Genomic DNA, 20664 nt, shown 5'->3' with positions numbered 1-20664 from the left:
ACCCCGGCTTCGAGACGCTCTATAACGTTTCCGTGTCGCTTAGTATGTTCTTGAAAATTCGCGTCAAATACTTCACGTCCTCATCCGATAGCTTGCCGAAGTAACCTTCCACCACTTGCTTGCGGTGCTTCTTCAGCGATTCGGTAATCGTCCGCCCTTGCTCCGTTATTTCCAGATAGACGACGCGGCGGTCTTCCTCCGAACGGGTCCGTTTGGCGAAACCGCCGGAGATGAGCTTGTCCGACAACGAGGTGACGGCGCCTGCCGTAATCCAAAGCGCGTCAGCGATTTGCGAAACCTTCAACGGTCCTTCGTTCTCCAATTTTTCTAGTATGATGCCTTGTGAAGCGGAGACCCCTTGAATTTCAAAGCGGTTCCAGCTTCCTCGAATTCTGCGCATTAATTGGCGAAACGTTACTTCCAGTTCGTACAAATCTTGACGGTTTGGCATGGGAACCCCCTGTATAAACATAAGAAATCAACGGGTAAAAAAGCCCGCTGCAGGATAATACGTAAGAACTGGCGGCAGGTTTCAAAAAAGTTGCTGCCGATCATGAATATTTTAATTGACGGTACAAATTTCCTATGATATTTTACAGCTAAATGATTTCATTAATAAACTATTTTATCCTAAATATTTTAGAGGAGGGAACTGTTTGGCTGAAGCGGATCATCGCATCAAACAATTCGAGGAGCTTCTGCATGTCGTACTCCGGCAAACCCGGAAGTGGGCGGTCCCGCCCGAACTGTCCAGACAGCAGGTCGTTCTGCTGCAAACTTTGTACCGTAAGCGGCGTGCCGCGGTGAACGAGCTGGCAGACGATTTGCAGATTTCGGCGAGCGCGACGACGCTGGCTGTGAATCGGCTCGAGCAGACCGGTCATATCGGTCGAACCCGTGACGAAGCCGACCGCAGGGTCGTCTGGCTGGAACTGACGGAGATGGCGGAACGGCAGGTCGAGAAAGTTTGGCAATGTAAACGGCAATTGCTGACACAGTTGCTCAGCAGCTTGCCGGAGGAGGAACAAGAGCAGTTCATGTATCTTCTTCATAAAATGACATCTTCATTACAAGATACGCGACAAGATATGCGATAAGGGTTGAAGGGAGCTCGACAAGATGAAGAAAAAAGCGGTGCTTCTTACCGTGTTGGCCGTGCTGCTCATCGGCGGCGGTGCTGGCGGTTATTACTATTACCGGGAATCGAGCAAATACATAAGCACGGAAGATGCGAAGGTACAGGGCGATCTGCGGGCGATCGGTTCACTGTCTGCGGGCAAATTGCTGGAGTGGCGTTATCAGGAGGGCGAGGCGTTCGCTAAGGGCGACGTGCTCGGGATCGTGGAAACGTCCCCGTCGCGCGGAAATTCACCGGCCACTACAACGGAAATCGTCGCTTCCGAGCAAGGGACGCTCATTCAATCGAACGCCGTCCAGAACCAAACGGTGGCCCCTGGCGCAACGCTGGCGATGAGTGCGGATTTGAACCGCTTGTACATCACGGCCAATCTGCAGGAAACCGAGATTACGGAAGTGCAGGTCGGCAATCGGGTAACCTTTACGATCGATGCGTTCAAGGATGTAACCTTCACCGGGCGCGTAGAGAAAATCGGGCTGGGGACGAACTCCTCCTTCTCGCTGCTGCCGTCCTCGAATACATCAGGCAATTATACGAAAGTCATTCAACGCATTCCGGTTAAAATCAGCATCGACGATTATCAAGGCAAGCGGCTTATTCCCGGTTTGAACGCGACGGTGAAAATCGAGAAATAGCAACAGACACGTGAGCGGTAAGGGGGAAGCAGACGATGAGCGCTCAGAATGAACAGGAGAATAAAGGGGATAAGGCGCCCCAAGCCGCCGCCAAATTACCTGGATTCGCGATGGTGGCGCTAATTCTCGGGGTGTTTATGGCCATCCTCGATACAAGTATCGTCAACGTCGCCATTCCGAAGATGATGTCCGTCTTCGGCGTGAACCAGTCGCAAATCGAGTGGGTGGTTACCGCCTATGCGTTGGTGAGCGGGGCTTTGGTACCGGCAACCGGGTTTTTGGGCGATCGTTTCGGCTATAAGAAAATGTACGTGATTTCGCTCGCTATTTTTACCATCGGTTCGGGGCTTTGCGGCATCGCCTGGAGCAACAACGCGATGATCGTATTCCGGATCGTGCAAGCCGTTGGCGGCGGCGCGATGATGCCGATCAGCATGGCGATGATTTTACGTATGATTCCGGTGGAGCGCCGCGGTATCGCGATGGGCATGTTCGGGATCGCGATTATGTTCGCTCCGGCTACCGGTCCGACGTTGTCCGGTTACATCGTCGAATATTTGGATTGGCGGCTCATTTTTACGATCAATGTGCCGATTGGCATTTTGGACTTATTTTTATCGGCAGCTTTCTTAAGGGAGTTCAAATCGGAAGTGAAACGGCGTTTCGACCTTGCCGGCTTTCTGACCTCCAGCCTCGGACTCGCTTCGCTGCTCTACGGGGTCGGGCTCGTGTCAGAGAAAGGCTGGACGGATCACGAGGTGCTCGCCTTCGTCTTGACAGGCCTTGTCTCCTTGATCGCATTCATCACGATTGAACTCCATGTGAAGGACCCGCTGCTTGACTTGAGCTTGATGAAAAACTGGACGTTCACGCTCACCGTGTCGATCTCGAGCCTCGTCACCGTCATCATGATGGGCGTGTTATTTTTGCTGCCGATTTTCCTGCAAAGCGTCTCCGGCCTATCTGCCGTCCAAACCGGCTTGCTGCTGCTGCCGCAGGCGCTCATGTCGGGGTTCATGATGCCGATAGCGGGAGCGTTATACGATAAAATCGGGGCCAAAGCGATTGCGGTTATCGGCATGCTGATCACGGCTTATGCGTTGTATTTGACCTCGCAGCTCAGCATGGAAACGTCGCACGGCACGATCGTCTTCTGGATGTGCCTGCGGGCCGCCGGAATGGGCTTGATGATGATGCCGATGCAAACGGCGGGGATGAGCACGGTGCCGATGGACAAAGTCGGGCAAGGAACCGCGCTGTCCAATACGATCCGTCAGGTCAGCGGTGCGTTCGGCATCGCCTGGTTGTCGATGCTGTTCACGGACCGCCGGAATTTCCACAGCGCGAGCTATGCGGAGCAGCTTAATATGTTCTCTACTTCGGTGACGGATCAAATCAACCGGCTGCAGAACTCGTTCGTGGCGCTCGGGCAATCGGCGTCGCAGGCCAGGGCCAGCGCGCTCAGCTACGTGGCCGGGCAGGTGCAAATCGAAGCGACGATCACGGCGCTGGACGACGTGTTTATTTTAACGGCGGCTCTATCGCTGGTGGCGCTGGCGCTGTCGCTGTTGATCAAGGAAAAGAAGCGCAAAGGCGAACCCGGCATGCCGATGATGGGCGAATAACGGGAAGGCCGACAGGAACGGAACAGGCGAAGCAAAGGAGCGAATCTGGAGATGGCACAATCAACGAATCATAAACAAGCCGCGTCGCGAGCTATGCTGGCGGTACTCATGGTCTTGCTGACCGGAGCTGCCGCAGCGGGCTGCTCGAACGCTTCCGCCGGATCGGACGGAGCGAAGATCGTCACGGTAGCGCGGGCGGCGACGGCTGAGATCGACGGCAAGCTGGAGCAGGAGGCCGACATCGTCGCATCCTCGCAGCTCAACATCATCTCCAAGCTAGGCGGGGACGTCGTCGAGGTATTGAAGAAGAAAGGCGATAACGTCAACCGCGGAGACGTGTTGTTCAGACTCGATGCCTCCGATATGGAGCGCAATCTGGAGAAGACGAGGCTATCCGGCGAAAATTTACAAGCGCAGCTCGATAAGAACGCAGCCGAGTTATCGACGAACAAGCAGGTGCTGCGCAATACGGTCGAGAAGCTGAGCCTGCAAATTGCCGATATCGAGAAGTCGTACAACAGTGTGAGGAACGATTACGACGCGGGAACGGCGACGAAGGCGCAGGTCGACAAAATCGAGACGCAATGGAAGGCGGCCCGACTTGACCTCGATACGGCGCAGAAGCAGCTTGCGGGGCTCGAATCGACCGACCCGCTTGCGCCGCTGCGGATTCAACTCCAGAGCGCTGAGCTGTCGATGAAAGATATCGAGGATACGTTAGCCGATGTGGAAGTGAAGGCGCCGATCGGCGGCATATTGACCGAATTGACGCCCGAGCCGGGAATGACGGTGCCGCAAGGGTTTGCCGCCGGTGTGGTGCAGCAGCTGGACCCGATCAAGATCCATGCCGACGTGACCGATCAAGCGGTCAAGCAATTAGCCGGCCGGAAGGAAGTGACGTTCACGCTTCAAGGCTCGGCCGACAGCTTCACCGGCACCGTAACCTACTTGGCCGATGTCATGAGTCCGTCTAGCAAGACGTACGTGCTGGAGCTGAGCGCTCCGAATCCCGACCGCAAGCTGAAGCCGGGGATGCGCGTGAAGCTGCAGCTTGGCGACGACGGGAACCGGCAAGCGCTCACGGTCCCGTCCGCAGGCATAGTGAAGGAAGGCGTCGACAACTACGTGTTCGTGTTGGTCGGCGATCATGTCGAGAAGCGGAGCGTTACGCTCGGGCGCAGTTCGGATAACGGCCGCGAGGTGTTGAGCGGCTTGAAGGAAGGCGAGCAGGTGGTCGTATCCGGTCAGCAGGGTCTGAAGGATCAAGATAAAGCGGTTATACGCAATTGAGAAAGAGATTGAAGTATTGGATTGAAAACATCAATAAAATGAACTGAAATTTGATAAAACCGAGCGAAGGGAGCGCCGGTCGGAAGAAGAAGACTTCAAGATCAGAGCAGAGGGAGAAGCCGGTGAAGCATTACATAGGTGTCGGTATTGGTGGAACGAACATGGTCATCGGCGTTGCGAACGAGACGGGGGCCACGGTCAGCCTGGTAAAAATCGCAACGGACGCGCAGCGTGGGGGCGCGGATGGGGTCGTGCTGTGCAGGCGGAAGCGATCGTCCGCCTGCAGCAGGAGACGGCTTGGCGCCTGAAGGCGTCGGCATCGGCATCGGCATCGGCATCGGCGTACCGGGCTTCGTTGACCATGTGACGGGGACGAGCGTCTTTGCCGCCAACCTCGGCTGGCGCGGCTTTCCGCTGGCGGCGCGTTTGAGCCGGGTGCTCGGCGGGCTGCCGGTATTCGTCAACAACGACGTGCGCATGTACGTAGATGGGAGAAGCGACTGGCGGCGTCCCCGCCTTGCCGCAAGCTTTTGACAACTTTTAGACAGATTCGGCAAACGGTTGTCCCGCTTTCGCTTTCATGTTAACCTTGGGAAGGCGAGATGTTTGGAATGAGTCGGATTTGGGAGCGTGAACGACCCTTGACGTACGATACGATATTTTGGGTAGTGATAGGAGCCGGCTTCGTGTTGACGGGGCTTGTCGGCATTTTATTGATGTGGAAAACAGGCCTTCTCCTGCTGTCCTTCCTGGCAGGCTCGGCCGTCAATATAGCGATTACCGCTTCAGCCGTCTGGTGGTGGGCGTCGGTATTCCCGGGAACGGAGCAGCACTTCGCCCGCATGTTCGGCATTTTCGGCTTAGGGGTATCCTTTGTCAACAACGAAGTGCTCTTGTTTTTTGCACAGCTGGCGATGAAGAAGAAAATAGGCGGCGATCCGCCCCGGGAGGAATATGTCGATTTCGACGATGAGGATTAAGAACAGGCCCGTCTCCGGCCCTTGTAATGATACCTTGTAACGAAACTGTAATCTGTTTATAACAGGTCGTTAATGTAACCCGGCTATACTAAGGAAGACCCCCTTTTTAAAATATATATTCCTTTGACGCCCGCCATCCTCGGATTGCGGGTTTTTTGTTTGCTGTGCATAAGGGGCGGCCGGCAGTGGGACACTGTTGAGGACGAAGGCTCTCATAAGGGAGGTATGGCCGTTGCACGACGTGAAGAATGCCGAATGCAAACGCGTGCTGGAGCGAAGCGATCGGCTTTGCGCCGATGTGGAGGTATCCGTAGAAGGCGAAAAGTCAACCTATGTGGCGCTTTTCTCAGACTCGAAGGATAACGATTTTGATATGGTGATGCTGTTGAAGAAGGACGCTGACAGCGATATCGATTGGTATGATAACGATCTGCATGCGGCTTACGTAGATGTGACCGAATCGCTGTTTCAGGATAAGCACGGCGAAACGCACTGGGGCGCCCGGGAAACGTTCAAGGAGCAGGTGCTCAGCTTCGGCACCGTACGGGCAGATGTACGCCGCATGCTGGAAGAAGCGAAGAAGCTCAAAGTCGAAGCGTGAACGAACAGGAAGGAGCACCGGTCTTGGCGACGGGTGCTCCTTTTTTTGCCGGGCTTTATATGGCGTTTATTTGCGCTTCGGTTTGTTCGGCGACTTGGTCCCGGGCTTGCCTTGTTGGTGGTTCGTCCGGGCCAAGTAAGCTCGTTCCTGACCGTCCCAGCGGACATTGGCGATGAGAAATCCGATAATCCCGAATACGATCAGGCGAACGGTCAGCCAAGACGTAAGCATCGTATGCTGTGTCATCCATTCTATCGCCGTGAACAGCACGGTCAGGGAAACGCCCCACAACAAGACGCCTCGAAACATCACATATTTGGCCTTGCCCATTTGTCTTGTTTTACTCCATTTGACTGCGGCGCTTTCATTCATATCGCGTCGTCCCCCTGCTTCGTTCGTATGGTAACAATCATTGACAACTTATGGTACAATCGGCTATAAGCGACTCGGCCGCCATCCTTTTTTCCGGAATGCGGCGCGGTCACGATAGACGAAAGGAAGGCATGCCTCTTGAGCAAAGTTCTGATTTTTTCCTTACTATGGTGGTTAACAGGAAATCCGTTCGTAGCGCTCCTTGTGCTCCTGATCGTTCTATACGTCTTGGAGCGGCGCTTTATCGGGCTGACGCCCAGCTTGTTCAAGCCGCTGCAGCGAATCCGCCGGCTCAGCCGATTGCGCGACGAGCTGCGCATGAGTCCCCATCACACGTCGACGAAGCTGGAAATCGCCCGTATTTATATGGAGCAGAAGAAGTACGACGCTGCCTTCGAGCTGCTGGAAGATGTACGGCGCATCATGGACGATTCGGCGGATGTGCTCAGCGAATCGGGCATCTGCCAATTAAAGCGCGGCCACCGGGAAGACGGCGAAGCTTTAATCCGGCGGGCGCTGGACATCAATCCACGCGTGAAGTACGGCGAGCCGTATTTGCGGCTTGGCGAGGCTTACGCCGCAACCGATCCCGAGAAAGCAGTCGGGTACCTGGAAAAATTCCGCGAAGTGAATTCCTCTTCTTGCGAAGCCTACTACAGGCTCGGGCTGCTGTATAAGGAGCTCGGGCGCGAAGAAGAAGCCCGCCGTGCGTTCCGGGAGACGGTGGAACTGTACCGGGGGCTTCCCAAATACAAACGTCGCTTCGAGCGGCGCTGGGCGCTGCTCGCCAGGTTCAAATCGTAATGGCGCCCGCAGCGGCCCGAGGCGCGGCGACTCTTGCCGGCGAGTAAGGCGTGAGATCGACTTCGGTCGGACGGTCTTGCACGAGCTGGGCGATCAGCTTGCCGGTGACCGGAGCGAGCAGAATGCCGTTCCGGTAATGGCCGGTCGCGAGCAGCAGACCCGGGGCGCCGTCCCAGGCGCCGAGGAACGGCAGCTCATCTTCCGTGCCCGGACGCAGTCCGGCCCAGGTGCTCACGAATTCGGCTTCGGCTATCCGCGGCAGCAGCGCCGCCGCTTTGTCGTACAGATCGGCAATGACGCGGGTTGTGGCACGTTTATCGAAGCCGACCTGTTCTTGCGTGGCGCCGATGATGTAGCTGCCGTCGTTCTTCGGCACGATATAACAGCCTTTGGTAAAGACGGTCGAGCGGATAAGCGGCGCTTCGGTGCGCACGGACAGGCATTGGCCTTTGACCGGGAACATCGGCAGCGTTAAGCCGAGCGGTTCGGTCAACGACGAGCTCCAGGCGCCGGCGGCCAGGACGACGAAGTCGGCCGTCAGCCCGCCTTCCGGCGTATGGACGCCGTTCACGCGTCCGCTGCCGGAGTCGGTCAGCAGACGGGTGACCGGGGTCCACTCGCGGATGCGGCAGCCTTGGCGTACGAGCGCGGCGCGCAGCGTCCGGGCCAGCCAGACCGGATGGACTTGATGGTCGGCATGCAGAAGCAACCCGCCGCGGACGGCAGGCGTCAGCTCGGATTCGAGCTGCAGCATCTCCTCCGGGCTCATCCATCGTGCATCGGACATCCACGTTAGCCGGCTGCGCAGTTCCGTTTCATCCTCTTCGGTTAATGCGGCTCTGACGATGCCTTCCGGTATATATTGCGGGGTGATGCCCGTCAACGCTTCCAGTTCTTCGGCCCAGGGGCGGTACAGCTGCTGGCTGGCGCGGCACAGCTCGTAGAATGGTCCCGGCTGATGGATTTCCACCTGCGCGCCCAGCATGCCGGCCGCGGCGGTAGAAGCTTCCTGGCTCCAGCCTCCTTTATCAAGCAGCGTGCAGGCGAAGCCCGCTTTGCCCAGCTCGTAGGCGATGGCGGCTCCGATGACGCCGCCTCCGACGATAATCGCCGAAGGGGCGTCCGGGCTAACAGGGGTACAATTTGAGACGGTGGTCATAGGAATCCTCTCCTTGGCAATTGCAATGGCTTCGTCCGATCGATCGCTTGCCGGAACAGCTCGATTTGCGCGCCGGGCTTCTCATGCAGGAACACGCCCGACAAAACCGCAACTCCGGCTGCGCCCGTCGCCAGCACCTCTTCGGCGCGCTCCGGCCGGATGCCGCCGATGGCGATCACAGGGATCGGCGACGCTTGTACGGCGTGCGTCAGCGCTTCAAGGCCGCGTCCCGCCAATCCCGGCTTCGAGCCGCTCTCGTAGACATGGCCGTAGAGGACGAAGTCCGCCCCTCCCCGGGCGGCTTCGACCGCCTCTTCCGGTGTGTGGACCGAGCGGCCGATCCGCATGCCCTGCGGCGCAAGCGCTCTCGCTTCGTCCGGCGACAAGCTGCCTCCGCCGAGCTGGACGCCGTCGGCTTGCACAGCCAGTGCCGCGTCCAAGCGGTCGTTCAGCAGGACGGCCGTATGCGGCAGCAGCGGCTTGAGGGTCCGGTACCAGCGAATGAGCTCGCGCGCGGAGCGGTGTTTCTCACGGATGTGCAGCACGTCGATCATCGCAACCGGACAGTCCCGCAGGATAGCGGCAACGTCTTCCAGCTCTTGGCGGCCGGTGGTGACCAAATGAAGTTCGTGCGTGCAGGGGTACGTCGGCATAGGGCAATCGAACCTTTCCGAATTTTCATCGTAGTTTCATCATAACGCTGGGGCTTTACGGCGTCAAAGCGTTTGTTCCACTTGTCAAAAAATGATCACGAAAACTTTGCTTTTCGGCTCGGATGACAGCCTTGACGAGGGAAGGCCCGGAGGTCTAAACTAATAGGAAGGATTGGGCGGAGAGGATTGAAGAGTCATGAAGGTACATAAAGCGTTAACGATAGCCGGTTCGGACAGCGGCGGCGGCGCAGGGATTCAAGCGGACTTGAAGACGTTCCAAATGCTCGACGTGTTCGGCATGTCTGCGGTCACGGCGATCACCGCGCAAAACACGCTCGGGGTTCACGGCATATACGATGTTCCGCTAGAAGGGATCGAGAAGCAGATCGACGCCGTCTTATCCGATATCGGAGCGGATGCGGCCAAGACCGGCATGCTGTCGCAGCCGGAAGTGATCGAGGTGGTCGCTTCGTGCATCCGCAAAGCCGGTTTAACGAAGCTGGTAGTCGACCCGGTCATGGTGGCCAAAGGCGGAGCCAGCCTGCTCGCTTCGAACGCGCAGAACGCGCTGCGGGACAAGCTGCTGCCGCTCGCGGCCGTCGTCACCCCGAACATTCCGGAAGCCGAAGTGCTGACCGGATTGACGATCGGTTCACTGGACGATATGAAGGAAGCGGCGCGGCAGCTGGTCCGGCAGCACGGGGCCGGCGCGGCGATCGTGAAGGGCGGGCACCGAAGCGGCGAGCCGACCGATGTGCTGTTCGACGGCGAGACGTTTCATCTGCTCGTTGCGCAGCGGTATGAGACGCGTCATACGCATGGAACGGGCTGTACGTTCTCGGCGGCGATCTGTGCGGAACTGGCGAAGGGACGCAGCTTGCTGGAAGCGGCGCATACGGCCAAACGGTTCATTACGCTGGCCATTCGCGATGAGTTGGGGATCGGCGGTGGACACGGGCCGACCAATCATTGGGCCTATTCCCGCGAGAACGCCTCCGGCCGGGCCTAGCACAGAAGGAGACCGATATGAGCTACGAATACTTGATGCAGGCAGTATTGTTAATCGTTCTTTTGATCGTCTCGTTCCCGGCCATCTTGTTATGGTCGAAATGGAAAAAGAAAAAGCGGGGATAAGCCATGTACTATGTCAATCAAGAACAAATCGACCTTCGGTTGTCGTTCATCCCGACGTTAATTCAAGCTTGCCGCGAACTGCAGGAGGCTCATTCGACTGCAGGCCCGGCTTCTGCAACGCTCTTGTTTCATTTGGCGCAGGAGCGCACGCTTCACTTGGCGATCGAAACGGTGACGGACATCGGCAGCTTGCTGATCGATGCTTTTATGATGCGCGATGCGAGCAGTTATGAAGACATCGTGGACATTTTGGAAGGAGAAGGCGTTGTTGAAGCTCCAACGGCCGGGACATTGAAGGCGCTCGTACAACTTCGCCGGCTGCTGGCTCAAGACTATGCGGACATCGTGCGGGATGGCTTACATCCGCTAGTCGAAGCGCTGCCTGAGGCGCTGGAAACGTTCGCAGAAGCCGTACCGGCTTTCATTCGCAAAGAAGTGCTGTAATCCGCAGGAGAAGGTAAGCGATTATCCGTGGTGAATAAGTGCGAAGCCGACGCGTCGGCTTCGCTTCTTTGTGTAAAGCGGGAACGCTTTCCTCCATTAGGATTTTATATACATAGTAGTATATTAATTTACTTATCGTGTAATTTCGTATACAATGAGGGTATTCATTGGCGTGTGGAATTTTATTTGTCGAATTGTCGAATAATGGCGACCTGCGTACGAAGGATGGTGAGACCGGATGAACCAAGAACCTGATGTTTCCACTAGAAAAGTCATCATCACCTTATTGAAAACCAAGGGTTCTATGAGTGTCGGCGATTTGTCGAAACGGCTCGGAATAACGGAGATGGCGGTCCGTCGTCATCTGAACACGTTGGAGCGGGACAGCTTGATCGAATCGAGGCTGGTTCGGCAAGCGATGGGCAGACCGACCCATTTATATTCGTTATCGGCAGCGGCCGACGAATTATTTCCTAAGAAATATCAGTTTCTCACCCTGGATTTGTTGGAGGAGCTGGAAGCCGTTTCCGGTCAGGAGCAGGTGAACTTGCTATTCGAGCGCCGCAAGGATCGGCTGATCGGTCGTTACGAGGAGCGGATGGCGGGCAAGCCTTTGACCGAGCGGGTGCTGGAGCTGGCGGATATTCAGAATGCGAACGGGTATATGGTTGAGCTGGAGGAGCAAGAGGACGGTACTTATTTGCTCCAGGAATACAACTGTCCGATTGCCCAGGTAGCTAATCATTACAATCATGCTTGCAGCTGCGAATTGGCGATGTTTCGCAATTTGCTGGGCGGAGAAGCGCACGTGGAACGAACCGAGTGCTTGGCCAAGAGCGGCAGCAAGTGCACGTATATCATTAAACCGAACTAATCATCATGAAACCCAAACCGCCCTATCCTGTTCGCGCAGGATGGGACGGTTTTTTTGCCATATACATCAAATCATTCGCGGCTTGGGAAAAAAAGAAGGCAGCCGCGTGACCGCCGCTGCAAATGGACCGCGGCATTCATCAGCGTTGGGGGAAAATACGAAGGGAAGCGAGGTCGAAACCCGACCCCGCTTCCCTTCATCGATTGCTACTGGCCCTGCTTGGACAGGCGAATCAAATCGTACACGTTCATCGGCTTATCCGTCGACTCGTCGTACAAATCGCCCTGCTTCACATGGTCGATATACAATACCCCGTCCAAATGATCGATTTCGTGCTGCATACACACCGCGAGATGTCCTTCGGCTTCGAGGATAGCCTCCTCGCCGCTGCGGGTCAACGTCTTTACTTTGATGGAAGCGGCCCGTGTGACAAACCCATATACGTTCGGGATGGATAAGCAGCCCTCGGCGCCTTCCTGGCTGCCTTTGCGTTCGATGATCTCGGGATTGATCAGCTCGATCAATCCGGTTCCGCAGTCCAGCACGGCTGCGCGCTTCGGTATACCTATTTGCGGGGCTGCCAAGCCTGCGCGGCCGGGTACGGCGTATAAGGTTTCACGCAGATCGTCGAGCAGCTTAATAGCGTTGGAATTGACTTGGACGATCGGCTTGCATTTCTCCCGCAAGACCGGGTCTCCGATATTGCGGATCATTTTCTCTGCCATGACTTCACCTTGTTTCCATTGTTGGTAAGCCCAGTATACACGATATTTGTGTCTTGGGAAAAGAGCGTAAGCACCGGATGCAGTTACCGAGCTTTATTCACTTCCCGGGTGTTCGATCCGCCCGTGCGTTGCGTCGTCGCAGCCGATTTGGTGACAGCGGGATCGATGCCGAATTTCGTACGCCATGCATTGTAAGTGGAACCGGTAACAGTGGCGAATGACGGATCTTGAGCCGGCAGCCCCAGCTGCGTACGGAGCGCGGCGACGGCTGCGGTAAGATCTTCTTCCTTCGGCACAATATACGGACTGTCCCAACGCCCGTCTAAATGAATAAATTCAAGCTGCTCCGGCTTCAGCTTCTGGAACGATAAGATGAACTTTCGCAGCGTGTCCACGGGGATATCGGTCTTGACGTTGCGGCCGGCAATCTCAAGAATACCGCCCCATTGGGTGATGCCGCCTAGCGAAGTCATCTGGGAGAGCAGCTTGTCGAGCACGAGCTGCTGTCTTTCGTTGCGGGCCGTATCAGACGATTCATCGGTGCCGCGATTCGATTTGCGGTAACGAAGGAAGTCCAGCGTTTCTTTGCCGCTCAGCGTTTGCAAGCCCTTCTTCAGGTTAATGTCGGTTCCGTCTTCCGTATCTACGTATCGCATATCCATATCGACGTTAACTTCAATGCCGTTCAATTCGTCAACGACTTCGCGAAACCCGTCAAAATCGATGACCGCCATGTAATCGATTGGAACGTTGAACATGTTGCTGTACAGCTGTTTGGTCTTCGACAGTGCGGTGTCTTTGTCCTGATTGTTATAGTACGCGTAATAATAATTGGCTTTATGACTCGGCAAGCCATACGCCTTCGGATTCATCTGCAGATCGCGCGGTATGGACACGATAGTGGCGGCACGTCGCTCAGGGTTTAGACTGACTAACATCAGCACGTCGGTGTTCATCGACCCGCCGCTGCCGTCGCGGCTGTCCACGCCCGCAAGCAGGAAGCTCATGGGCTTCATGAGTTGAGCGTCGACTATCGGCGCGGCGGCTTGCGCTGTTGAATTTCCGCTCGGCAGAGACATGTTCTCAAGGGCTGTGTCGGCTTTATATAGGAGGTAACCGGCGTATGTCAAAGCTCCGGCTCCGATGATAGCCAAGGAGATTAGCGTATTGCGGACCGTTTTGCGTTTAGTTGTTTTTTTTATTTTTTGGCGGGGCAGCATTCCATTTCCTCCCGGACAAGTTGTCGAATACAGTCAAAGATTAGACGCGCGTGCGGCTGAAAAAGTTTTAAAAAAGTATAATTTTCTACATTTGTTACCCGTTCTCATTCACATTCACACAAGTTGACAAGTGGTAAATGTAGGGGGATAATGGAAATATGCCTATCTTACTAAACTAAAGTATATTGAGTTTGGTAAGAATGAATAGTGTGCAGCCTGCGACTGCGGGTAGATCCCATGAAAGAGGAGTAGATGGATGATGTCTTATGAAGTAGCGATTATCGGAGCAGGACCGGCAGGAGCAAGCGCAGCGTTATTTACCGCGAAAGCTGGGAAGAAGACGGTACTGGTGGATAACGATCAGAGCATCACCAAACGCGCTTGGATCGAGAATCATTATGGTGTAGCGGAAATTGCGGGACCGGATTTGGTGGACACCGGCAAAAAGCAAGCTGCCAAGTTCGGCGCAGAGCTCGTCCAAGCCAAAGCCGTACGGCTCGAGCAAGCCGGCGACGGTTTCCGTGTCGAGACGGAAAGCGGCAGCTTCGAGGCCAAACACGTTATTCTGGCAACCGGCCTGTCCGTTGAATTAGCGGAGAGCGTGGGCGTCCGGACGAAGCCGGGTACCGAGCCGCGCATCAAGACGGTCATCGATACACAGGCCGACGGTCGAACAAGCGTGGCGGGCATCTGGGCGGCAGGCACGGTTGCGGGCGTCAGCGTGCATACGATCGTAACGGCCGGGGACGGCGCAAAAGTAGCGATCAATGTCATCAGCGAGCTGAACGGCGAACGTTATGTCGACCATGACGTGCTTAAAGCTTAAGCAATAAACGATTGGAGAAAGCGGCCGAAAGGCCGTTTTTTTTTGCCCCAAAGTCCTTTTTTATTATACCTGATCATGGGTAGATCGAACAAACTTTCCATGCATGAGGAGCACCCGGACCTGGACTTTTTTCGCGGAAAGAGTGTCAAAACGAAAGTCGCCTACTTATACTGTAGTATCTCATAGGCATTCGTCTAGGAGCGGAAACGAACGGCGGAGGTGGGGCCCATGTGGTGGCAATGGGGGTTAGCGTTTTGTATGGTCGCGTTCTTGGCGGTTTCGGTAACGTTCATTCGCTTCTTGCTCTATACCCATGCGCTGCTGCGGCTGGGGGAATCGTCGATCGATCGTCTGCAGAAGCAAGCGCTGCATACGGTGCAAGAGTCGGAAAGGGTCATCGAAGCTTCTGTGACGCTCATTGACGATCTCCAGCATAAGCTGGATACGGTCGATGCCTGGTTTCAGGCGGCGAACGAAACCGGTGAAGCCGTGCGGCGGGTAACACGGTCCATTGGAGTCATTTCACAAACGGTGGAGGACACGGTATTGGAAGCTAAGCGGGCGGTACATAGCCGGCAAGACACCGTAAACGAACTGATCGAGTGGACGATGGCAGGTCTCGCTATCGCGTCGCGTTTCCAGGCTTCCAGACAATCCAAATCGAAGGAGTGACTTCTCATGGCAAGCGAAAACAAAGGCAAAAATTTCTTGGTAGGCGCGGTTGTCGGCAGTGTGTTAGGCGCGGTTACGGCATTATTGTTTGCACCGAAATCGGGGCGGGAGCTGCGTACCGACTTGGCGGAAGGGTATCAGCAAGTAAGTGAAAAATCACAGCAGGTGGCCGGAGAAGTAGGGGAGAGAACGAAACAGCTGGCGATTACCGTATCTGACAAAACGAGCGCTACGGCGAAAACGATCGGACGCCAAACGTCTGAATGGGCCGGCCGGGCGAAAAATCTCGCGGTTGTGGCCGGTAACGAAGTCAAATCGTGGAGGAAGGACAGCGACGCCAGCGAAGCGGTTCATGCTCCGGTCGCGGCTACGACAACGGAGCTGGAAGCCGAAGCCGATAGTCTGGAAGAAGCTGTATCGGACAAAATGACGGTGTAACCGCTATTGGAACGCGACAAAGGACTCGTGCTTTAGGCACGAGTCCTTCTCATGGTTCTTCTGGAAGATTAGTAGGCCCATATTGTACAGAGTACAATAACTAATAGAATAAATAGAATGAAGAAAAGCAAGATTGTACCCATTCTTGCCATCAGATCACCTATAGCGGACGATCCCGCCTATTCCTTTCATCAGAAGGTGGTCATAAAACCTAATGAAGTGACTAAGGGACGAGAGACGAATCCCCATCACCTCCCCCAAGATGTATACCTTACGCAGTCGCCATCCGCTGTCCGCAGCGTACGTCCGGAATACGGACTGGTAAAACTAATGTATGAATAGCTCGCTGCATCGGATTGGACAGTGTAAAGAATGTGTACTTGTAACGGGGACATGAAGATCTACCATTTAGAAGGATCGATCTTGCTAGGATCGAGACCTTGCCATATGTTCTTGATGTTGACATTCTCCGCCTCGCCGTCAAATACAAGCCAGGCTGTAGGCAAGTACCGTTCGCCATACTCGCTTGACGGCTTGTTCACGATTTTATTATCAACAACGAGTACAGTGGAAGAGCCGCCGTCCAAGTTAGCCGCCGTGACTGCACCATGATCCAAAAATATGTTCTGAATGTCGTATAACGTGGCACCTATGCTGTGGGCAGGCTGTCTACCGTCAATGATGGCGAACATGATGGTGCCGTCCGCTTTCTGGGCCATCGCCGTTCGCGGGGCGATCCCCCAGCCGTCGGCTTGATTCTTGATCAAGCCGACGCCGTTCACGATAAACTTCGGAGCGAAGGTGACCGCTTCCTGAACCCCCATCTTGATGAGCTCGTTCGGCGAATATTTGCCCGCCACCATACGTCCATCCTTATCGATGCCGACGATGTGGTTCGGCGTGTTCATATTGCCGTCGTTGTAGTAAATTTTCCCCCCGGACATGACAAGACCTGTCGGTTGAAAGCCGTTGCCCTTCCACTCGGGATCAACAAAACCGCCGGCATTCACACCGGCTTTAGCTCCGAGGCGTTTCACCATACTGGAAACTTTCTCCCCTTTGCCGGACGTTCCGGGGACTGCGATTCGCAGCGCTTTCGGATCGCTGACGATCAGCAGCTTGCCTTTAAAGTTCGTGCCTTGAATATCTTCAACTTCTATGATCGGTTTCTCGGGAGTTAGTACGTCATCTGACGCTTTGGGTCCGACGTTGACCAAGCCTTCATCCTTGACGCCGGAATAAATGTCAAACTGCGCCCAATAACGGTTTACCCGTCTATCCAGCTCCTCGCTGCCGATCAAATATTTCGCCCAGTGGCGATGCTGGGTCGTAATTAACGTATCAGCCATCATAAACCGAAGATTCGAGCCGGACTTCGTCAAGAAAAACCAGCAGCTGAACAGCATGCCAAACAATAGCAGCACAAACACCGTGTAAAAAAACAACGTTAGCGGAAAAGAAGATGCGCGCTTTCGGGATTTTTTCAGGGCGGGGGCAGGCGCGGCCTGTGCACGGGGACTGCTCGGTATACGCGCGGACATGGCTCCAATCCTTTCCTTCCAATCTTGGACCGTTCTGTAGCTTGTAAACGATTTCCTTTACATTACGACGAAAAAAAAAGAAAAAAGTTGCAATAAATTGCTACTTTTTTCTCAGTTTATATATAATTGTTTATTTTCTTTAATCATATATTCAAATTCGCTTGCCGGCATCGGCTTGCTGAAGACATAGCCTTGAATTTCATCGCAGCCCTGCGAGATGAGGAACTCCAGCTGATCCTGCGTCTCGACGCCTTCGGCGAGCGACTTGATCTTGAGCCGATGACTCATGGCGATCAAGGCGGTAACGATAGCGGCATTGTCTTCGTCTGAAGTGACGTCCCGGATAAAGGATTGGTCGATCTTCAACGTATGGACGCGGAATCGCTTCAAGTAGCTTAGCGATGAATAGCCGGTACCGAAATCGTCAATGGAAATACGGACGCCGAGCAATTTGAGCTTCTGCATCGTGTCAAGAATATAAGGGACGTTGTTCATCGCGATATTCTCGGTAATCTCAAGGCAGAGCAGGTCAGGAGAGAGGCCCGATTCGTCCAAGGCATCCATGACGATTTGGACGAAGTTCAGCTGATGAAACTGAATCGCGGAGATATTCACAGAGACGACCAGCGGCGCATAGCCTTGACGCTGCCATTCTTTGTTCTGCATGCATGCTTGTTTGAGCACCCAATTGCCGATCGGCACGATCAAACCGGTTTCCTCGGCCAGCGGAATGAACTCGCCGGGTGAAATCATGCCCCATTCCGGATGAATCCAACGAACGAGCGACTCCATCCCGAACACCGTACCGTTCTTAAGATTAACGATAGGCTGATAGAACACGCGAAATTCTCCGCGCTCCAGCGCTTTGCGCAGATTGATTTCCATATTCAACCTGTGCAGCGAACGCTTGTTCATATCGGGATGGTAATAGTTGTATGAATTCCCACCTTTCTCTTTGGAGCGATACATGGCGATGTCCGCATTTTTGAGCAGGGTTTCCACTTCCGTGCCATCGTGCGGATACAAGCTGATCCCGATGCTGGCCGTTACGAATAATTCTTGATCCTCAATAACGAACGGTTCTTTCAACAAATCGGGAATGCCTTTGGCAAACTGGGCGGCTTCGTCGATATGAACGACATTGGTTAGCAGTATGATGAATTCATCTCCACCGAAACGGGCGACGACATCTTTATCTTTAACATAAACCTGAAGCTTGTGCGCCAAGCTTTGGAGGAGCTGGTCTCCTACATGATGACCGAGCGTATCGTTAATGACTTTAAACCGGTCAAGATCGAAAAAGATGACGGCCATCATACTGCCTGTTCGTTCCGCTTCCGCAAAGCAAGCTTTCAGTTTTTCGTCAAACATAAGGCGGTTAGGCAAATTGGTTAAGGCGTCGTGGTAAGCCATATGCAGGATTTTCTCTTCCGCACGTTTGCGCTCGTTCACGGAGCGAATCGTTGCATAAGAGCGAAGCAGCTGGTAATCGTTCGTTTCACTGACAATTTTCGTGAACAGCTCTTCGTAGAGTTGTTGATTTTGCCCAGCTTTCGAGCTCTCTGCCGTTTGGATAAGTCTCATAGCATTCTCAACATGCTCTTTATGGATCCTGGCCGCGGATGCAGTCTTGGCGTTCTTGCTTTGGTCTGAGCTGAAATAAACCTGTCCGCGCTTGTAATCATAGGCGTGGACGTGGTTCATATTTACGATATTGGCGCTGTCCAGCTGCCGAAATCCGTCCTCGAATAGCCATTCTTCTAAGTTGTCAAAAGAGAAATCAAGGTAATATTGTTCGTCTTTGGTGTGGATGATGATCTCACGGTCGCGCACACGGTCAATTTTGATGACATCGCCGGCATCGACCACGAAAACCTCGGACCCTCTCTTACCGTCGCGAGTAACGGGAATCTTCTGCATACAAGTTCAGCTCCGTAGGGGAAGGATGAGGCTGACAAGTCTTATACTTGTCAGCCCTGAAAGGACAGCCATTACTTTTTAAGTAGTTCTGTAGGAGTAGCTGGGCGATGAGACCAGAAAGAATTTGTGCCCATCAGAGTAGCTGCAATAAATACAAGCACTCCGTTTGCCAAAAATGCGATCATTTTTTTCATCGACGTAACCTCCCTTCTATAGAGTCAACTGCTCTTTTTGCCAGATTTGAAGTCAGAAACGCTTGTATAAAAAAAGCAGTTGATAACATAGGGAGGTGGAAATAAAAGTTAGTACTAATGATCATGGCTGAAATTAATTTAAGTAAAGGATAGTACTTCGGGCTAATCGTGCTAACGTCCCGAATGCCGGAAGGGGCGTAGTTGACGACAAGCAAGATGGCTGCGGCATCCAGCAGCATGCCCAGGTAGACATAATCATATTGGGAATGGGATGATATTAAAAACACCATCGCCGAAAATAAGCAGCATACTAAAGAGGATTGAAAATGAATCCCTCCGCTGGCGATCCGAAGCAAGGTGTAACCGCAAATGACGATAAGGGATTCGGTGACTTTCCCGGTGAAGGCCGAGACAAGCAACACGATTAGAACCGATAAAGAAGAGTTGATTATGAGACTAAGAGAATAGGTCAACAACGTCTGGGATGCTGCGCTTGGATAGTTTGATCGAATTTTGCCGGCTAGAGAGTGGGCAGAACGATCAATAAAATTCATCTGTTCTTCATCCTCTCATACTTTTCATTAATTAATTTTTTGTTATGCTTGTATGAAATGTAAAGGGCTACAAAAAATGAAATAGCCAGGCCAATCAGTACATAAGAGTGAATATTCAGTTTGTTGTAGGACAAAGAAGTGACTTGCAGAAGACACATGGCCATCACTAAAATGGCAGAGATCGCAAAATTATATCTTTTTATGCCTTCGCGCATCGTCATCTTGTTGAGCAAAAACATAAACCCGAACTTTCGATAGCGGATATAAATGGTAATAATGATTGTAATGATGGATGTAATCATGTAAATCAAGCTCGAGTGCACAACATTGGTGGCAATCAATTCTGGATTCGTTAATCCAAGCAAATCGCCTGCGATCATAACGGCGTACTCCATAAGTGCACCCGCCATGAAGCCGATAACGGAAATAAATAACGAATAATAAACGGGAAGGTTAAACAGAACGGTAATGAGAATCATTTCGGAAATTAACATACTTGGAATCGCATAATTGCTTAATAACAGAACATCTCTCAGGTAAAAAGAAATGGATGTCATAACAAGAGAAATAATGATGAATTTATAATAGTTGTATTTCAGAGGAAAGCGGAATAAAGACATGGTGAGAATCGTTGCTACGCCTAGCTCTACAAAAGAAAAGAAAAACTTTACTGCCGAGTAAACCAACATTGGACAACCCTCATCTATAAATAAAATATAAACCATTAGTAACAAATTGAAATAGATATTAAGTCACAAGTTTCCGAGCTGAAATCGACAATTATTTTGTATGTATCGAAAGTTAGCCGTTTACTATTATTTAAGTTTAATATAGTAAGTCCTTGTGCACAAGCGGAAATATGTCG

26 protein-coding genes are annotated in these 20664 nt (G+C 53.4%); 15 read left to right on the top strand and 11 right to left on the bottom strand.

All coding sequences use genetic code 11. From position 1 onward, the window contains the following. Positions 1 to 19: 19 nt before the first annotated feature. Positions 20 to 451 (bottom strand): MarR family winged helix-turn-helix transcriptional regulator, encoded by a 432-nt coding sequence (locus PVA01S_RS06765; protein ID WP_054797696.1) that lies wholly within the window; start codon positions 449 to 451, stop codon positions 20 to 22. A 205-nt stretch (positions 452 to 656) separates the two neighbouring features. Here PVA01S_RS06765 and PVA01S_RS06760 point away from each other — a divergent pair, with 205 nt between their 5' ends. The 8 genes from PVA01S_RS06760 to PVA01S_RS06730 all read left to right on the top strand — a co-directional run bounded on the left by PVA01S_RS06760 (position 657) and on the right by PVA01S_RS06730 (position 6269). Next, the gene (locus PVA01S_RS06760; protein WP_054797697.1) at positions 657 to 1097 is read left to right on the top strand and encodes a MarR family winged helix-turn-helix transcriptional regulator; all 441 of its coding nucleotides are present in this window, start codon (positions 657 to 659) and stop codon (positions 1095 to 1097) included. A gap of 22 nt (positions 1098 to 1119) precedes the next feature. After that, the gene (locus tag PVA01S_RS06755) at positions 1120 to 1773 is read left to right on the top strand and encodes an efflux RND transporter periplasmic adaptor subunit (protein ID WP_127606217.1); all 654 of its coding nucleotides are present in this window, start codon (positions 1120 to 1122) and stop codon (positions 1771 to 1773) included. 35 nt (positions 1774 to 1808) lie between these two features. Further along, a complete protein-coding gene (locus PVA01S_RS06750; RefSeq protein WP_127606216.1) occupies positions 1809 to 3398 on the top strand; it encodes a DHA2 family efflux MFS transporter permease subunit in 1590 nt (529 codons plus the stop codon). Positions 3399 to 3449: 51 nt separating this feature from the next. Next, positions 3450 to 4688, top strand: coding sequence for an efflux RND transporter periplasmic adaptor subunit (locus PVA01S_RS06745; RefSeq protein WP_054797699.1), 1239 nt, complete (start codon positions 3450 to 3452; stop codon positions 4686 to 4688). Positions 4689 to 4810: 122 nt separating this feature from the next. Continuing rightward, the gene (locus PVA01S_RS26500; protein ID WP_164751754.1) at positions 4811 to 4996 is read left to right on the top strand and encodes a hypothetical protein; all 186 of its coding nucleotides are present in this window, start codon (positions 4811 to 4813) and stop codon (positions 4994 to 4996) included. Then, positions 4932 to 5222, top strand: coding sequence for an ROK family protein (locus tag PVA01S_RS06740; protein WP_127606214.1), 291 nt, complete (start codon positions 4932 to 4934; stop codon positions 5220 to 5222). The genes PVA01S_RS26500 and PVA01S_RS06740 overlap by 65 nt, the downstream gene beginning before the upstream one ends. 77 nt (positions 5223 to 5299) lie before the next feature. Then, complete coding sequence (locus PVA01S_RS06735) at positions 5300 to 5668, top strand: hypothetical protein (RefSeq protein WP_230876126.1); 369 nt, start codon at positions 5300 to 5302, stop codon at positions 5666 to 5668. Between the two features lie 241 nt (positions 5669 to 5909). After that, positions 5910 to 6269 carry a hypothetical protein gene (locus PVA01S_RS06730; protein ID WP_236595977.1) on the top strand — a complete coding sequence of 120 codons (360 nt, stop codon included), beginning with the start codon at positions 5910 to 5912 and terminating at the stop codon, positions 6267 to 6269. A gap of 66 nt (positions 6270 to 6335) precedes the next feature. Here the strand turns inward: PVA01S_RS06730 and PVA01S_RS06725 are convergent, their stop codons facing one another. Beyond that, positions 6336 to 6641, bottom strand: a complete 306-nt coding sequence (locus tag PVA01S_RS06725) for a hypothetical protein (RefSeq protein WP_236595967.1) — start codon at positions 6639 to 6641, stop codon at positions 6336 to 6338. Between the two features lie 138 nt (positions 6642 to 6779). Between PVA01S_RS06725 and PVA01S_RS06720 the strand changes: the two genes are divergently transcribed. Next, a complete protein-coding gene (locus PVA01S_RS06720; protein ID WP_127606212.1) occupies positions 6780 to 7445 on the top strand; it encodes a tetratricopeptide repeat protein in 666 nt (221 codons plus the stop codon). On the opposite strand, the gene thiO is transcribed toward PVA01S_RS06720, so the two are convergent. Continuing rightward, positions 7435 to 8604, bottom strand: a complete 1170-nt coding sequence (gene thiO, locus PVA01S_RS06715; protein WP_127606210.1) for a glycine oxidase ThiO — start codon at positions 8602 to 8604, stop codon at positions 7435 to 7437. The two genes, PVA01S_RS06720 and thiO, sit on opposite strands and share 11 nt — an antisense overlap. After that, positions 8601 to 9257, bottom strand: a complete 657-nt coding sequence (locus PVA01S_RS06710; protein WP_127606208.1) for a thiamine phosphate synthase — start codon at positions 9255 to 9257, stop codon at positions 8601 to 8603. The genes thiO and PVA01S_RS06710 overlap by 4 nt, the downstream gene beginning before the upstream one ends. Before the next feature lie 196 nt (positions 9258 to 9453). Between PVA01S_RS06710 and thiD the strand changes: the two genes are divergently transcribed. From thiD to PVA01S_RS06695, 3 genes are all read left to right on the top strand, one after another. After that, positions 9454 to 10266, top strand: coding sequence for a bifunctional hydroxymethylpyrimidine kinase/phosphomethylpyrimidine kinase (thiD, locus tag PVA01S_RS06705; RefSeq protein ID WP_127606206.1), 813 nt, complete (start codon positions 9454 to 9456; stop codon positions 10264 to 10266). Positions 10267 to 10394: 128 nt separating this feature from the next. Then, positions 10395 to 10835 carry a DUF86 domain-containing protein gene (locus PVA01S_RS06700; RefSeq protein WP_054797703.1) on the top strand — a complete coding sequence of 147 codons (441 nt, stop codon included), beginning with the start codon at positions 10395 to 10397 and terminating at the stop codon, positions 10833 to 10835. 238 nt (positions 10836 to 11073) lie between these two features. Continuing rightward, positions 11074 to 11709, top strand: a complete 636-nt coding sequence (locus PVA01S_RS06695; protein WP_054797704.1) for a helix-turn-helix transcriptional regulator — start codon at positions 11074 to 11076, stop codon at positions 11707 to 11709. A gap of 206 nt (positions 11710 to 11915) precedes the next feature. Here the strand turns inward: PVA01S_RS06695 and def are convergent, their stop codons facing one another. Together def and PVA01S_RS06685 are read right to left on the bottom strand one after the other, a co-directional pair. Beyond that, positions 11916 to 12434 carry a peptide deformylase gene (def, locus tag PVA01S_RS06690; protein ID WP_054797705.1) on the bottom strand — a complete coding sequence of 173 codons (519 nt, stop codon included), beginning with the start codon at positions 12432 to 12434 and terminating at the stop codon, positions 11916 to 11918. An 83-nt stretch (positions 12435 to 12517) separates the two neighbouring features. Next, a complete protein-coding gene (locus PVA01S_RS06685; protein WP_127606204.1) occupies positions 12518 to 13654 on the bottom strand; it encodes an LCP family protein in 1137 nt (378 codons plus the stop codon). A gap of 259 nt (positions 13655 to 13913) precedes the next feature. On the opposite strand from PVA01S_RS06685, the gene PVA01S_RS06680 reads away from it, so the two are divergent. The 3 genes from PVA01S_RS06680 to PVA01S_RS06670 all read left to right on the top strand — a co-directional run bounded on the left by PVA01S_RS06680 (position 13914) and on the right by PVA01S_RS06670 (position 15590). Then, positions 13914 to 14480, top strand: a complete 567-nt coding sequence (locus tag PVA01S_RS06680; protein WP_127606327.1) for an FAD-dependent oxidoreductase — start codon at positions 13914 to 13916, stop codon at positions 14478 to 14480. Between the two features lie 228 nt (positions 14481 to 14708). Then, entirely contained in the window at positions 14709 to 15152 is a 444-nt protein-coding gene (locus PVA01S_RS06675) for a DUF948 domain-containing protein (RefSeq protein WP_054800206.1), read from the top strand. A 6-nt stretch (positions 15153 to 15158) separates the two neighbouring features. Next, entirely contained in the window at positions 15159 to 15590 is a 432-nt protein-coding gene (locus tag PVA01S_RS06670; protein ID WP_127606202.1) for a YtxH domain-containing protein, read from the top strand. A gap of 401 nt (positions 15591 to 15991) precedes the next feature. Here the strand turns inward: PVA01S_RS06670 and PVA01S_RS06665 are convergent, their stop codons facing one another. From PVA01S_RS06665 to PVA01S_RS06645, 5 genes are all read right to left on the bottom strand, one after another. Then, a complete protein-coding gene (locus tag PVA01S_RS06665; RefSeq protein WP_127606200.1) occupies positions 15992 to 17131 on the bottom strand; it encodes a phosphodiester glycosidase family protein in 1140 nt (379 codons plus the stop codon). 111 nt (positions 17132 to 17242) lie between these two features. After that, complete coding sequence (locus PVA01S_RS06660) at positions 17243 to 19051, bottom strand: EAL domain-containing protein (protein ID WP_054800207.1); 1809 nt, start codon at positions 19049 to 19051, stop codon at positions 17243 to 17245. A 71-nt stretch (positions 19052 to 19122) separates the two neighbouring features. Next, positions 19123 to 19245: a cyclic lactone autoinducer peptide gene (locus tag PVA01S_RS06655; protein ID WP_127606198.1), complete on the bottom strand. Its 123-nt coding sequence runs from the start codon at positions 19243 to 19245 to the stop codon at positions 19123 to 19125. Then, a complete protein-coding gene (locus PVA01S_RS06650; protein WP_127606196.1) occupies positions 19242 to 19799 on the bottom strand; it encodes an accessory gene regulator B family protein in 558 nt (185 codons plus the stop codon). Before PVA01S_RS06650 ends, PVA01S_RS06655 begins: the two co-directional genes overlap by 4 nt. Continuing rightward, complete coding sequence (locus PVA01S_RS06645; RefSeq protein ID WP_127606194.1) at positions 19796 to 20488, bottom strand: hypothetical protein; 693 nt, start codon at positions 20486 to 20488, stop codon at positions 19796 to 19798. Before PVA01S_RS06645 ends, PVA01S_RS06650 begins: the two co-directional genes overlap by 4 nt. Positions 20489 to 20664 lie beyond the last annotated feature (176 nt).

The organism is Paenibacillus validus NBRC 15382, from assembly GCF_004000985.1.
GTDB classification, from domain to species: Bacteria; Bacillota; Bacilli; order Paenibacillales; family NBRC-103111; genus Paenibacillus_G; species Paenibacillus_G validus.
This window is presented reverse-complemented; position numbering and strand designations above follow the sequence as displayed.

Excerpts from the sequence above, each read along its gene's own strand:
- PVA01S_RS06665 (WP_127606200.1), bottom strand. The coding sequence starts at position 17,131 with ATGTCCGCGCGTATACCGAGCAGTCCCCGTGCACAGGCCGCGCCTGCC.
- PVA01S_RS06685 (WP_127606204.1), bottom strand. The coding sequence starts at position 13,654 with ATGCTGCCCCGCCAAAAAATAAAAAAAACAACTAAACGCAAAACGGTC.
- PVA01S_RS06660 (WP_054800207.1), bottom strand. The coding sequence starts at position 19,051 with ATGCAGAAGATTCCCGTTACTCGCGACGGTAAGAGAGGGTCCGAGGTT.
- PVA01S_RS06735 (WP_230876126.1), top strand. The coding sequence starts at position 5,300 with ATGAGTCGGATTTGGGAGCGTGAACGACCCTTGACGTACGATACGATA.
- PVA01S_RS06655 (WP_127606198.1), bottom strand. The coding sequence starts at position 19,245 with ATGAAAAAAATGATCGCATTTTTGGCAAACGGAGTGCTTGTATTTATT.
- thiD (WP_127606206.1), top strand. The coding sequence starts at position 9,454 with ATGAAGGTACATAAAGCGTTAACGATAGCCGGTTCGGACAGCGGCGGC.
- thiO (WP_127606210.1), bottom strand. The coding sequence starts at position 8,604 with ATGACCACCGTCTCAAATTGTACCCCTGTTAGCCCGGACGCCCCTTCG.
- PVA01S_RS06740 (WP_127606214.1), top strand. The coding sequence starts at position 4,932 with ATGGGGTCGTGCTGTGCAGGCGGAAGCGATCGTCCGCCTGCAGCAGGA.
- PVA01S_RS06755 (WP_127606217.1), top strand. The coding sequence starts at position 1,120 with ATGAAGAAAAAAGCGGTGCTTCTTACCGTGTTGGCCGTGCTGCTCATC.
- def (WP_054797705.1), bottom strand. The coding sequence starts at position 12,434 with ATGGCAGAGAAAATGATCCGCAATATCGGAGACCCGGTCTTGCGGGAG.
- PVA01S_RS06680 (WP_127606327.1), top strand. The coding sequence starts at position 13,914 with ATGTCTTATGAAGTAGCGATTATCGGAGCAGGACCGGCAGGAGCAAGC.
- PVA01S_RS06725 (WP_236595967.1), bottom strand. The coding sequence starts at position 6,641 with ATGAATGAAAGCGCCGCAGTCAAATGGAGTAAAACAAGACAAATGGGC.
- PVA01S_RS06695 (WP_054797704.1), top strand. The coding sequence starts at position 11,074 with ATGAACCAAGAACCTGATGTTTCCACTAGAAAAGTCATCATCACCTTA.
- PVA01S_RS06745 (WP_054797699.1), top strand. The coding sequence starts at position 3,450 with ATGGCACAATCAACGAATCATAAACAAGCCGCGTCGCGAGCTATGCTG.
- PVA01S_RS06645 (WP_127606194.1), bottom strand. The coding sequence starts at position 20,488 with ATGTTGGTTTACTCGGCAGTAAAGTTTTTCTTTTCTTTTGTAGAGCTA.
- PVA01S_RS06675 (WP_054800206.1), top strand. The coding sequence starts at position 14,709 with ATGTGGTGGCAATGGGGGTTAGCGTTTTGTATGGTCGCGTTCTTGGCG.
- PVA01S_RS06765 (WP_054797696.1), bottom strand. The coding sequence starts at position 451 with ATGCCAAACCGTCAAGATTTGTACGAACTGGAAGTAACGTTTCGCCAA.
- PVA01S_RS06650 (WP_127606196.1), bottom strand. The coding sequence starts at position 19,799 with ATGAATTTTATTGATCGTTCTGCCCACTCTCTAGCCGGCAAAATTCGA.
- PVA01S_RS06750 (WP_127606216.1), top strand. The coding sequence starts at position 1,809 with ATGAGCGCTCAGAATGAACAGGAGAATAAAGGGGATAAGGCGCCCCAA.
- PVA01S_RS06700 (WP_054797703.1), top strand. The coding sequence starts at position 10,395 with ATGTACTATGTCAATCAAGAACAAATCGACCTTCGGTTGTCGTTCATC.
- PVA01S_RS06670 (WP_127606202.1), top strand. The coding sequence starts at position 15,159 with ATGGCAAGCGAAAACAAAGGCAAAAATTTCTTGGTAGGCGCGGTTGTC.
- PVA01S_RS06710 (WP_127606208.1), bottom strand. The coding sequence starts at position 9,257 with ATGCCGACGTACCCCTGCACGCACGAACTTCATTTGGTCACCACCGGC.